The sequence below is a fragment of the Bifidobacterium pseudocatenulatum DSM 20438 = JCM 1200 = LMG 10505 genome (genome assembly GCF_001025215.1).
In the GTDB taxonomy this organism is placed as follows: Bacteria; Actinomycetota; Actinomycetes; order Actinomycetales; family Bifidobacteriaceae; genus Bifidobacterium; species Bifidobacterium pseudocatenulatum.
Genome location: NZ_AP012330.1, coordinates 73,777 through 87,165, shown reverse-complemented (window position 1 = coordinate 87,165; position 13,389 = coordinate 73,777). Strand labels below are relative to the sequence as shown.

Annotated in this window: 9 protein-coding genes; 1 reads left to right on the top strand and 8 read right to left on the bottom strand. The window is 59.0% G+C overall.

The features are described 5' to 3' along the window. Positions 1-95 precede the first annotated feature (95 nt). From BBPC_RS00340 to fbaA, 8 genes are all read right to left on the bottom strand, one after another. Positions 96-752: a YesL family protein gene (locus BBPC_RS00340; protein ID WP_004222955.1), complete on the bottom strand. Its 657-nt coding sequence runs from the start codon at positions 750-752 to the stop codon at positions 96-98. A 188-nt stretch (positions 753-940) separates the two neighbouring features. Then, positions 941-2,455 (bottom strand): sucrose phosphorylase, encoded by a 1,515-nt coding sequence (gene gtfA, locus BBPC_RS00335; protein WP_004222953.1) that lies wholly within the window; start codon positions 2,453-2,455, stop codon positions 941-943. Between the two features lie 263 nt (positions 2,456-2,718). Continuing rightward, on the bottom strand, positions 2,719-3,804 hold the full coding sequence (locus BBPC_RS00330; RefSeq protein ID WP_004222949.1) for a LacI family DNA-binding transcriptional regulator: 1,086 nt from the start codon (positions 3,802-3,804) through the stop codon (positions 2,719-2,721). Between the two features lie 644 nt (positions 3,805-4,448). Further along, positions 4,449-4,844, bottom strand: coding sequence for a fluoride efflux transporter FluC (locus tag BBPC_RS09895; RefSeq protein WP_004222945.1), 396 nt, complete (start codon positions 4,842-4,844; stop codon positions 4,449-4,451). Then, on the bottom strand, positions 4,844-5,938 hold the full coding sequence (locus tag BBPC_RS00320; RefSeq protein ID WP_033524163.1) for a fluoride efflux transporter FluC: 1,095 nt from the start codon (positions 5,936-5,938) through the stop codon (positions 4,844-4,846). Before BBPC_RS00320 ends, BBPC_RS09895 begins: the two co-directional genes overlap by 1 nt. A gap of 186 nt (positions 5,939-6,124) precedes the next feature. Continuing rightward, positions 6,125-7,708 carry a ClC family H(+)/Cl(-) exchange transporter gene (locus BBPC_RS00315; protein WP_004222940.1) on the bottom strand — a complete coding sequence of 528 codons (1,584 nt, stop codon included), beginning with the start codon at positions 7,706-7,708 and terminating at the stop codon, positions 6,125-6,127. A gap of 23 nt (positions 7,709-7,731) precedes the next feature. After that, positions 7,732-9,018, bottom strand: a complete 1,287-nt coding sequence (locus BBPC_RS00310) for an adenylosuccinate synthase (RefSeq protein ID WP_004222937.1) — start codon at positions 9,016-9,018, stop codon at positions 7,732-7,734. A gap of 210 nt (positions 9,019-9,228) precedes the next feature. Then, complete coding sequence (gene fbaA / locus BBPC_RS00305; RefSeq protein ID WP_033524162.1) at positions 9,229-10,296, bottom strand: class II fructose-bisphosphate aldolase; 1,068 nt, start codon at positions 10,294-10,296, stop codon at positions 9,229-9,231. A gap of 308 nt (positions 10,297-10,604) precedes the next feature. On the opposite strand from fbaA, the gene BBPC_RS00300 reads away from it, so the two are divergent. Then, on the top strand, positions 10,605-13,388 hold the full coding sequence (locus tag BBPC_RS00300) for a YhgE/Pip domain-containing protein (protein ID WP_004222926.1): 2,784 nt from the start codon (positions 10,605-10,607) through the stop codon (positions 13,386-13,388). The last annotated feature ends 1 nt before the right edge of the window (position 13,389 follow it).

Below are 13,389 nucleotides of genomic sequence, written 5' to 3'. Positions count from 1 at the left end.
ATTCTCCAGAATCGGACACTCAAGGCGACGAAAACGCGTAAAGGCCGTTCCGCGGAACTTGCAATCTGCGGAACGGCCTTTACGAGCAAACAATTTCAGGACTGCGCTACCTTGCGCCCCTTGGCGTCGATCTCACCGTCGATACGGCGGAAAATCCAGTTGTAGATCCACGCGCAACAGTATTGCGGCAACGTGACGCCCATCAAAATCAGCAGCGGAATCATATATATGAAAAACTGCGCATACAGCACGGCGAACGCGGCCAAAATCACCAGCATGCACAAGGTGCGCGGGAAAAAGCCGAGCGCAAGTTTCGTCGCATTCTTCAACGTTTCGGAAGTCGGATTCTCATAGCGAGAAAGCAGCGGGAAGAAGTACTGCGCAATCGCAATAATCACCAATCCCATGAACGCGACGCACGCCATCAGCGGCCCGCGCATCGACCCCATGGACCGGGCGAGCATGCCGTCGACCACCAGCACAATCGCCGCCAGCAGGAACGCAAGCCACGGCAGCAGCGACTGCTTGAGATTGCGCTTGAACGAGTCGAAAAACTGGCGCGCCACATACGTTTCCTCATGGCGGACCATGCGCCAGAGCACACTGTGCATCGCAGTGAACGATGCGCCGGCCGTGACGACCGGCAGGCAGCACAACAGCGTGAGCACGTTGAGAATAATCAGATCGAACAGCACGCCCATAATGGCGAAAAACATGTTGTCTTGATCGAAAAGCTTTGACATCTTTGACATAAGCTCACCTTACCCGTTTTTGCTGGGATTTCAGCTGATTCCCGGGAAAATTGTTTTCCCGATAAGACGATTTCTCGAAAAAACGAAAATGCGAATCGTCCTTCCTGAAGGAGAGGTGACAGGAAGGACGATTACAGATTTATGGATTTATGCGCGGTCAGGCAGCGACCGGATCAGGCGAGGCTGAATCAGGCCACGACCGGCGGATTGGCGATCAGATCGTCCGTGCGGTGCTCACCGGCGGCATCACGCCATTCGAGCGTGGCGACGGACGCGGTGTTCTCCACACCAAGACCACGGCCCGGCTCAAACGTGAGCGTGGCCTGAGTGGTCGTGCCCTCCCACGTGAAGCTGATGGACGTATCGCCGTCGGCGCTGTACGAGAAGGTGCCATCGAACGCATCAAGCTCGTTGCGGAACTTGGCAAGCGCGTTCAGTGCCTTCACCACCGGACGCTGCAGATTCTCGTCGATCTCAGCCGTGGAATAGTAATGGCGATTGATATCGCGGCCATTGTTAGTCTTGCGCAGCAACTCCATGTCGTTCTTGCCGGCAAGCGCGCCAACATAGTAGACCTGCGGAACGCCTGGCAGGAAGAACTGCACTGCGCGAGCCGCAATATAGTGCTGATCGTTGCATCCCAGCGCCGAATAGTAGGTGCTGTTGACCTGGTACAGGTCAAGATTGGATGCGGCGGCACCGGTAGCGGCCTGCGATTCGCCGTGAGTGTTCGCATGAATGGCGTTGACGAGATTGTCGACATCCTCATCCGGCACGAGCCCCTTGAGCGAACGGTCCAGCTGATCGGAACCGATGTCGATCACGCCGATGCCATCATGCGTGTCAAGTACGGTGACGGCATTGTTCGGACGGATGTCGGTCCAATGCGCGACCGGCTCGACATGACCGGTATTCAGCGAATGCAGCAGCAGCGGCGGAAGGGCGAAATCGTAGACGCGATCGACCTTCGACGCGATCTCGACCTGCTTCTTGTAGTAGGAATGCACTTCGATGAGGATTTCCAGACCGCGCTTGATGCCCTCCTCACGCAGGCGGGAGATGAGCTTGAACGTTTTCGGCGTCATGAAGCAGCTGGTACCAGCTTCCTTAGCGCCGTAGCCGACGGCGTCGAGACGAATGTAGCTGACGTGGGACGCGGCCATTTGATCGAAGATGGACATGAGGTATTCCCAGCCTTTGTCGGAATCCGTGTCGATGTCCACCTGCTGCGGAGTGAAGCTGACCCATACCAGACGGGTCTTGCCCGCGAACTTGTAGTGGGTGAACGGCAGACCCGGGCGCGGACGGTAAATGCCGGCCAGATCCTCTTCGGTCGCGCCGTTCGGGAAGACGGAGCTCATGGTCAGAAACATCGGGTAATACTCGGATTCCTCACCTTTTTCAAGCACGTCTTGGAACTGCTTGGATTCCCAGCTCATGTGGTTGACGATGGCATCGACCATGATGCCGTGGGTCTTGGAAAGTTCAGCAACGTCATCCCAGCTGCCGAGACGCGGGTCGACTTTGGTATGGTCGATCGGGTCGAAGCCTGCATCCGCACCATCGAACGGAGTGAAGAACGGCAGGATATGCACGCCGTCATACACGCCGTCGAAGCGGGTGCGCAGGATGTCGGTCATCGAGCTAAGAGTGCCATCGCCGAGACGATCGGCGTAAGTGATGAGTTGCACTTTGTTTTTCATGGGACCTCCCTTGGCTCATGGGCGCGGATGCAATGTGTGCGCGTCTACCTGTTTGCTGTTTATATGTGTTTATGACTGTGTTGCACGTACTTGCGCGCATTGCCTGCGCATAAGTACGTACGGATTTGCGTACTCACGTACGTATCGAACCGGTTCGATGCTACCTCGAGAGGGGCGTTGTTGTCCAGTCCGAAGGTGGCAATGCGCGTGTCGAACCGGTTTGATTCGGTGTTCTATGCAACCCGGCGTTCCAATGCACAGCATCAACGCGTGGTATCGCCTGGCACCAGCGTCATGGGAATAAGCACGTTCGGCTCGAACGGCTTGGGGATGTTCTTGCGTGAAGCGTTAGCTGCGGCCACTTCCTCATTGGCAATCGCCTGCACAATATGGTCGGCTGCCGACTGTGCGATCGCCGCGAAATCCTGCGCGACCGCGGTCAGTTTCATGCCGGCCAAATCAGTCAAATACGTACCATCGTAGGCAACGATCTGCAGCTCGTCAGGAATGGAAATTCCGCGGCTCAACGCTTCGCGCACGCAGAACGACGCACCAATATCGGAACTAACTACGGCATCGACACCGTCGGTCGTCACCTTGTCGAGCACATTGCTGACCGCACGATGATAGCCGGCAAAATCCATTACTTCGCCAGCTTCAACATACTCGTATTTCACGCCTGCGGAGGTCAATTCCTGTTCCAACGTGAGGTAGTAGCGCACCGTCGGGAACGTGGTCTTTCCCAAATCGAACGATCCTTCCTCGACTTCTCCGCGCGCAGCCAAATCGAAGAATTGATCTCGCGGACCGCCAATCATCACCACATGCTTGGCACCATTGCGGATCAGCATCTGCGCAATCAATCGCCCACCCTGCTCGTGGTCGGATCCAATTGACGAAATACCGTCTCCAAGCACACGGTCGAACGCGACGATCGGGCGATGAATCGACGTCCAATAATCGCCGGGATGCGAAGTGTGCGCACACATGACGATGCCGTCCATCATGTGCCGACGCAACATGTCGACATACTGGATTTCGCCCTCCGCCTCATCTGCAGTAGAGCACAGCATAGTGCGTAATCCTTGCGCGGCGAGTGCATGCTGCAGATGTGCGGTAAACGTCGCAAAGAACGGATGACGAATAGTAGGCACGATGACGCCGACCAGATTCGTGCGATCATGATACAGATTGCGGGCAAGCTCGTTCGGCACATAATTGAGGGCTTGCATGGCCTTACGCACGCGGTCGCGCATGTCATCAGACACGTACCCGTTGCCGTTCACCACCAGCGAGACGGTGCTCAGAGACACCCCGGCCTTCTTCGCCACATCGCGCATGCCGACCATGATCGCACCTTTCCCGTTATCACTGTTCCATCGCTGTATTCTCACGTGCTTACCACGCGCCTCTCGCGAGATATTATACTTATTTTCACATTCTCTCGAACCTGTTCGACAGTCCGGTGTGTATATCGTTTGACGGGGGCACCCCTCACTTTATTTCCATCATGTGTTTTTTTGATGATCCCTTGAAATCACATTCATGGATCACTTTTGCACTGCAGTCGATACTGCATCGATGGAAGATACATCATGCACAACATCTTGCAAAACATCACAATTACGCACAACGAAAGAGACGGCACAAAGCTTGCGATATACACGCTCACTTTGCGCCGTCTTCTTGTATTGATGATGACCTACATTGCGATCAGTCGGTCGGAACGTCACCAGACTGCGTGTGGTCAAAGACCGGCTTGTTGTCTTTGTCGAAAGTGTAGACGCCAATATTCGCAGAACTCGGATCATTGTTCTTATTGAACGGCCCGATACCGGTCTGGCCCTGGTACTGGATATCCTTGCCATCCTTCAGCAGCAGCTTGGTCTAGTCGAATGCAATCACCAGCGTTGCATCCGGACTGGCGGCCTTGATGTCGGTTGCGCTCAGATTTCTTTCACGTTACTCAGCGACCGCCCGTGTAACGTGAAAATTACGCCGGATTGACGAGCAGCGCAATGCCGAAACCGGTGGCCACGCAAATGAGAGGCACCGCGACGGTTGCTATTCCATAGCCCAGAGCCAGCGTAAAACGACGCTGGCGAATCAATGAAACCACTTCGTTGAGCGCTGTGGAGAATGTTGAGAAACCACCGAGAAATCCGACAACGAACATCATGACCGTGCCCATATCCACCGATTGCGAATAGTAGGACATCATGGCGATGCCCGCGCATAGCGAGGCGACGCCGTTGATGACGAGCGTGGATAGCGGGAAGTTGCGGCTCGTTCTCCGATTCTCGCGATTCCAGCCTCGTTGAATTGACACGTCGAGCACGTAACGGGCCATGGCTCCCAGACCGCCGAACAGACAGATCATCCACATCATCAGCGCACCTCCCCGGTAGCCGGGTCGGCGACAAGCGAAATCTCCGCAGTGATCGGTTTGGGCTCGAAGCTGGGCGGAAGCGGGTTGGCCGGCTGCCGGATCGGCTGCGACTGCTGCTGGGGCTGCTGGATTGGTTGCGACTGCTGAATCGGCTCGGGCAGCTGCCCCAAGTCTGGAGTATCCGGCTCGCGCAGCAACGGCTGCGATGGCTGTGTCAGCTGAGGAACGGCCAGCGGAGGAATCTGCGGAACGCGGCCTGTCTGCATAGGCTGGCTGGCGGTCGGCGGCACGGTTGGCGTTTCGACTCGCGGAACCTGTCCCGTCTGTGCAATCTGCTGGGCCGCCTGCGCGGCCTGCTGCGCCGCCTGCGCGGCTTCCATTGCGGCCTGCGCGGCAGAACGCGCTACGTCGGCCACTTTCACATGGCGTACGCCCTGCGTGTCCGATTCGGCAGAATCGGACACGGAAACAGCTGAAAACGCACCTCGAACCCGCTTTCGAGTACTCCGTGACAGCAGTGCCTGCATCAGAACCACGCCGGCGGCGGCAGTGAACAAACCGCCTGCAAAATTTCCCGCAAGATAGCCAAGCGCACTGGCGATATGCCGCTCGTGCAGACCTTCCATCGTTTCCAGCATCACGCCGGACATCGTCGAAAGCCCACCGAGCAAGCCGAGCCCAACGCCACGGCTGACAACCTGCCGCACCCGGCGACGCAGCCACGAAGCGGTCGCCATGAATTCGGTCAGCATCGCGAACAGGAAGCAGGCGACCATATTCGACACAAACGTGCCCACAACGAACGGCGTCCCGCTGACCGACGGCAGAAGCATATCCAACGCATGCCGACAGCCGACTCCAACAAATCCACCGACGAACACCACAACATACATCAGTCCGTCGGCGAGCGGATTGAACCGCGCCTGCATACGTTTCATCGGTGCCAGGGGAATCGTAGGCGGATCCATGGTGTTAGCGGCGGGCGCGGTTGCACCAGCATGCGTCACCTCAACAGTGTCGATTGTCTGCGTGATGGGATGCGAGTCCTCACCCGCAGTCACCACGTCTCCCGGCGATTGTTCTTGCGATTCCATTGCGCTCCCCCTGTACTGGCCTCCTGCGGACAGCGTTGTTCCGCCCATAGGCCGTGCAACAACGAGCTGGGCCGCGGTTGCCGCCTTCCTAACGCATATGAGTTTACACGGAGCGCCAACGTATGCACTCTGGATGTCCGATTCCGCAGATTCGGACATCCAGAGTCCAGCCGAATTCAGCCAGGCTCAGTCAAGCCGGGCATCACACAGCCGCCGCATCGCAGGTCGCACCTCGCGCTCCTCCTCGCCACTGAACAGCACCACCAGATAGTCACCGGCACGCAGCCGTGTATCACCGCGCGGCACGATCTCGCTTTCGCCGCGACGCAGGCCGATGATCAAACACCCAGACGGCCAACGCACGTCACGCACCCGCTTGCCGTCCGCAATCGCCCCCATTTCCAATGGCAGTTCCATAATGCCGCTGCCCACATGGCTTGCGATCGCCATCTGCATGCCTTGCGCGCGCACGTACCGCTCCAGCAACTCCCCATAGATCGGTTTGGTGCGCAGCAGATCGGACACCAACAGCGCGATGAAAGCGACAGCCGCGACCGGCAGCATGTGCGTCAACGTTCCGGACATCTCCACAGCCAACAGAATCGACGTGATCGGCGTTTTCACGGACGCGGCGAGCGTGCCCGTCATCACGCACACCGCAAACACCGCCACTGCGTCGGATGGCAGATCACCGAATCGATGCAACACTTCACCGCAGATGCCGCCGGCCAGCGAACCGACCGCAAGAATCGGCATGAAAATACCACCAGGCGCACCTGAGCCGAAACTCGTGGATGTGAACAGCGTCTTCGCCACGAACAGCAGACACAGCATTCCCAAGCCGACGCGCGCATGTTCGGCGGTATCAATCAGATTCGAGCCGCCGCCGAGCACATCGGGCAACCAGATGCCGACAGGCAACGCGATCGCAATCGCAATCATCGGGCGGCTCCGTGCCGGCAGTTTGCCGTACAGCGTCTGGAAGCCAAGCAACGAGCGGTTCATCAGCGAACCAACCAAACCGGCCACCAATCCCAACGGAATCAGCCACACATACTCTTCCAACGACAGCTGACCGATATCACCGAAATCCAAAACCGGACGCAGACCGAAACAGTATTTCGAGACGAAATCGGCGGTCAGCGATGCGGCGGTAGCGCCCATCAGAATCGCAGGGGAAAAACTCCGATGCACCCCTTCCAAAGCGAACATCATGCCGGACAGCGGCGCGCTGAACGCGGCGGACAAGCCGGCCGCGGCACCGGCGGTGACCAGATAATGCTCCTGCATGTCCTCACGACGTCGGCCGCGCAAACGGTGGGACACGCACTGCGCGCCAGACGCACCAATCTGAATGGACGGCCCCTCACGGCCGAGCGACAGACCAAACAACGCGCCCAACAGTCCACCGACGAAACGGACTGGCAGAATCGTCTGCCAACGCATCTTCAAGCCGCATATCACCACGCCGTTGGTCTGCGGGATGCCGCTGCCACCAGCCATCGGCTCCTTACCGACCATCCACGCGATCGCCAGCGCGGCCGCCACCGCGGCAACCGCCCATGGCGCAATCAGCCACGGGGTCTCGCGAATCCGCGCATATATCCAACGGGACGCATCCGTGCCGTATTCGATGCCGAGACGGTATACGACAACCAGCAATCCTGAAACCAGACCAACGACTATGCCGGCCGCCGCCATCTTCCACTTCAAGTGGTCGAATCGCGGAATCAGCCGGCGGATATCATGTGCCGCGTCGTTACCAGTCAAGCCGGGAAATTCGTTGCAGACGGTCAGTCGACCAGCGAATTGATCTGGATGATATGGTCGCGCTGCGGGCCGGTGCCGATCACGGAGATACGGCATCCGGACAGTTCCTCAAGACGCTTGACGTAATCCTGACAGGTCTTCGGCAGATCATTGAAGTCGTGGATTTGGGAAATATCCTCGTCCCAACCCGGCATGGATTCGTAGATTGGTTTCGCCGCCGCGAATTCGGACTGATCAGTAGGCATATCGTCGCGGCGTTCGCCGTTGACATCATAGGCCACGCACAACGGGATTTCCTTCAGGCCGGTAAGCACGTCAAGCTTGGTGAGCACGATGTCGGTCAGGCCGTTGACCTGAGCCGCATAACGATTGACGACCGCATCGAACCAGCCGCAACGCCGCGGGCGACCCGTAGTCACACCATACTCATGACCCTGCGCACGCAGCCACTCGCCATCCTCGCCAAACAGCTCAGTCGGGAACGGACCTTCGCCCACGCGGGTCACGTATGCTTTGGAAACGCCGATCACGCGGGTGATCTTGGTCGGGCCGACACCGGTACCGGTGCATGCGCCGCCGGCGGTCGGGTTGGAGGACGTGACGAACGGATACGTGCCGTGATCCACGTCGAGCATGGTGGCCTGGCCGCCTTCGAACAGCACGGTCTTGCCTTCGTCAAGTGCCTTATTGAGCACCAGCGAGGTGTTGGCCACGTACGGCTTCAGACGTTCGCCAAGCTTGAGCAGCTCGTCGGTAGTCTCGTCCACGTCGATCGGACGACGGTTGTACAGCTTGACGAGCATCTGATTCTTCTGATGCAGGCTCGCCTCGACCTTGTCATGCAGATGTTCGGCGTTGAACAGGTCGTGTACGCGGATGCCGACGCGGTTGATCTTGTCCGCGTAGGCCGGACCGATGCCGCGGCCGGTAGTGCCGATCTTATGCTTGCCAAGGAAGCGTTCGGTCACCTTGTCGAGCGTGCGATGGTACGGCGCGATCACGTGCGCGGCTTCGCTCACCAGCAGTCGGGAGCAGTCCACGCCACGGCTTTCAAGACCGTCGATCTCCTCGAACAGCACTTCGGGATCGACGACGACGCCGTTGCCGATCACGGGGGTCACGTTCGGGCTGATGATGCCGGAGGGCAGCAGGTGCAGCGCATACGATTCGTCACCAACGACCACGGTATGGCCCGCATTGTTGCCGCCATTGAAACGCGCAACATAGTCGACCTTGGTGCCGATAAGATCGGTCGCCTTGCCCTTACCTTCGTCGCCCCACTGGGCACCGATCAAAACAATTCCAGGCATGTTGTTGCACCTCCGCGCGTATGCGATTTCGCCTCAAAGCCTTACCCAAGGCCTTACAAAGACTACCCTGCGCCCTCTACCGGATATCTGCCGGATATGCACCGATCGGCCGTTGAAACTAGTCAGTTCCATCGTTTTCGTCTCATACAACGCGACACACCCATCGTGCCGCACACGCCGCATGCATTACACGGCGCGTGCGGCATCACACTACTTCAACGCCTTGCCCGCGCTGCCAAGCTGCCTGCAAGCCTCCACCACGCGTGCGGCCATGGCGCTTTCCGCTTCGCGCCCCCACGAACGCGGGTCGTACATCTTCTTGTTGCCCACCTCGCCATCGATTTTGAGCACCGAATCATAGTTGGAGAACATGTGACCGGCCACCGCACGGCTGAATGCGTACTGCGTATCGGTGTCGATGTTCATCTTCACCACGCCGTAGCTCACGGCCTGCGCGATCTCCTCCGGCGCGGAGCCGGAACCGCCGTGGAACACCAGGGCGAACGGCTTACCGGAAGCGACATCCAGCGAGTGCGCGGGGTCGGGCATTTCGCCGGCCTTAATCGCGAGCGCGACCGTGGTCTGGATTTCGTCGAGCAGTTCGGGGCGCAGTTTCACCACGCCTGGTTTGTATGCGCCGTGCACGTTGCCGAAGGTGAAGGCGGCCATGTAGCGTCCGCGCTCGCCGAGGCCGAGTCGTTGCGCGACGGCGATGCCTTGCGCGGGCGTGGAATACAGTTTGTCATTGATTTCGGCGCTGTGCCCGTCTTCTTCGCCGCCGACCGCGCCGATTTCGATTTCCAGCACGGTGTGCGCGGCTTGGGATTTGTCGAGCAGTTCTTCTGCGATGTCGAGGTTTTCACCCAGCGGCACTGTGGAACCGTCCCACATGTGTGACTGGAAGGTCGGTTCCTGACCGTGCTTCACCTGTTCGACTTCATGATCGAGCAGGGGGCGCACCCATTCGTCCAAATACTGTTTGGCGCAGTGGTCGGTGTGCAGGGCGATGGTGATGTTGGGGTATTTCGCCGCGACTTCGTGCGCGAAGGCTGCGAAGGCAAGCGAGCCGGTGACGCGGTCGTTGACGCGTTGCCCGGAGAAGTAGGCGGCGCCGCCTACGGAGACTTGGATGATGCCATCGGATTCCGCCTCGGCGAAACCCTGGAGTGCGGCGTTCAGGGTCTGCGTGCTGGTCACATTGATCGCGGGATAGGCGTAACCGCCGCGGCGTGCGGCGTCCAGCATTTGCGCATAACGTTCCGGCGTTGCAATAGTCATGCCTCCATTATCGCCCAACCCTATCCCACTTGTCATGTGACAACATTCGCCATCTTTCCTTTCCGTTTTCCCGACCGTCCGCTCCATATCCAGGTCGCCCGCCCCACTAGGGCCATATGCCGAGCGTTCTCGTCTCATATCCCGACACTTGCGGGACCGACCAATAAACATGGCGAAACCATTGCGATCGTTCCATCGGAAGTCATAGAATATTCACCGGATCGCGCGACGAAGAGCCCAACCGGGTGTTCCCGCACGGGCATGCCGCCGCACGTAGATGTTGCGACCAATACCCGCGAGGAGGCTTGATGCACCAGGTTTTCGCCATCTTCCTTCGAGACGTGAAACGCATTCTGAAGAACCCTGTGGCGCTCGTCGTCACGCTGGGTGTGGCTATCATCCCATCACTGTACGCATGGTGCAATATCCTCGCCAACTGGGACCCGTACGCGAACACGGGCAACATCCAAGTCGCTGTGGCGAACGAGGACAAGGGCACAACCTCCACGCTGGTCGGCCATCTCGACGCTGGCCAGCAGACCGTCAACCAGCTTAAGAAGAACCATCAGCTCGGCTGGCATTTCGTTCCCAAGCAGCAAGCCATCGAAGGCGTGGAATCCGGCAAATACTATGCGGCGATCGTACTGCCGGAAGACTTCAGCTCCAGACTCATCGGCACCGTCACCGGTAAAGGCGACCGACCGTCGATCACGTACTACATCAACGAAAAGCTGAACGCGATCGCGCCGAAAATCACCGATACGGGCGCGACCACGATCGACGAGCAGATCAACACCACTTTCGTTTCCAGCGTGGCCGACGCCGTGGCGAAGGAAGTAAAGGAGGCAGCGGGAGAAACCACCGGCAGCGTGAAAAGCGCGCAAAGCGACGTCATCAACGATCTGACCGACACCATCAACCAGCTCGAAACCGTCCAACAGCAGCTGCGCGACACCCGTTCCACGCTCGACAAGGCCCTCACCACCATCGATTCGGCCAAACAGTCCAACATCGCGCTCGCCTCGGAAATCACCAACTCGCTTGACACCGTCGGCAAGGCGTCCGACTTGCTGAGCGAGACGCGCACACAAACCGAACGATTCTCGAACACGCTGGTCGGAGCGCTCGACAACGGCAGCACGCAACTGTCCGGCCTGCAGGTCAACGTGAGCAATGCCACCGGCACCGTGCTCAGCGGACTGAACACCACGCAGGACGCGCTCGACCAAGTGTCCAGCACCATGCATCGCATCAACACCACCACCGGCACCGTGCTCGACGGCGTGGAGAAGGCGTTGCAGGCCAGCCAGCTGGATCCGAACAGCCAAACGTATAAGGATCTTTCCGCGCAGCTCGCCGAAGCCCGCAAACAGCTGACGTTCCAGCAGCAGCGCATCGACGCCTTCGATCAGGACACCACGGCTGCGATCAACGCGGGGAAGAACACCGCGAACGGGTTCAACGACGATGTCACCACGCTGGCGAAGAACGGCACGGCGTCGATGACGAGCGCACGCACGACCATCACCGGCACGGTCATGCCGAATCTCAACACCGGGCTCGATACACTCAGCCTGGCCAATGGGTCGCTGTCCGGCACGCTTACCACGCTGCAAAGCACGCTGGAACAGGGCAACGGGCTGCTCGACCAGTTGTCGCGCACCGTGACCCAAACGAACACCACCATTGCTGGCACGCAGACACAGCTCGCCAATCTCGCCAAACAGCTCAACACCACGCGCACCGATGTGGCCGCGTTGAGCAGTTCGGCGATGTTCCAGCAGCTTTCCCAAGCGCTCGGACTTGACGCGAGCGAGGTCGGCTCGTTCGTGGGCGAGCCGGTGCATTTGGACGAACAGGTCCTCTACCCGGTCAAAAACTATGGTTCCGCGGTCACGCCGTTCTACACGAATCTTGCGCTGTGGGTCGGCGGATTCGTGCTCGTCGCGATCTACAAGCTTGAAGTGGACCGCGATGAGAAGATCCGCATGTACACGCCACGCCAAGGCTATATGGGCCGTTGGCTGCTGTTCGTCACGGTCGGATTTCTGCAGGCGATCATCGCCACGATCGGCGATCTCGCGCTGGGCATCCAATGCGAGCATCCGTTCCTGTTCATCCTCGCCGGCATTTTCGCCTCGTTCGTCTACGTGAACATCATTTACGCGCTCGCCGTGGCGTTCCGGCATATCGGCAAGGCCGTCGCCGTGATTCTGGTGATCATCCAGATTCCGGGCGCGGCAGGCCTCTACCCCATCGAGATGATGCCGGAATTCTTCCGCCGTCTGAAACCGTTCCTACCGTTCACCTACGGCATCAACGCGATGCGCGGGCCGATCGGCGGCATGTATGCCAACCATTATTGGATCGACATGCTCTCGCTGTTCTGGTATCTGCCTGTGGCGCTGTTCATCGGCTTGGTCGTCCGCAAGCTGGCGTTGAACCTCAACCGCCTGTTCGACAACCGTCTGGCGGACACTGATCTGATGATCACCGAACATAACGAAGGCACGGTGGAACCGTTGCGGCTCACCGAGACCGCGCAGCAGATCGCCGAGGAGTTCCCCGAACTCGCCCGCAGACGGGCGATTCATTTCTTCCGCCTGTACCCGCGCCTGGTGCGCTGGGGATTCCTCGCGCTGGCGGTACTGCCGTTCGTGTTCCTGCTGTTGCTATTCATCACGCGCATGAAGCTCGCCATGCTGCTCGGTTGGATCATTTCGATCATCGCCATCGACACGTATCTCATCGTGGTGGAGTATCTGCGCGAACGGTATGCGAATTATCTGGGCAAGGAAGCGATGAGTGCGGAAGAGTTCCGCAGCGCGATCCTGCACGAGAACCTGCTATTCCGGCCGGGCATGCATTACAAGCCGATGCATGCCATACATACGAGGCTGTATGCGGCTGCGCATGGTGGTTCGGCCGGACATGCGGCCGGACATGCGGCCGGACATGCGGCCGGACATGCGGCCGGACATGCGGCCGGACATGCGGCTGAACATGCGGCTGAGTATACGGCTGAGTATGCGGCTGGAAACACAGACGGAAATGCTGGCAGGAGTCTGCGTGAGGAGGGGAACGAACAGTGAA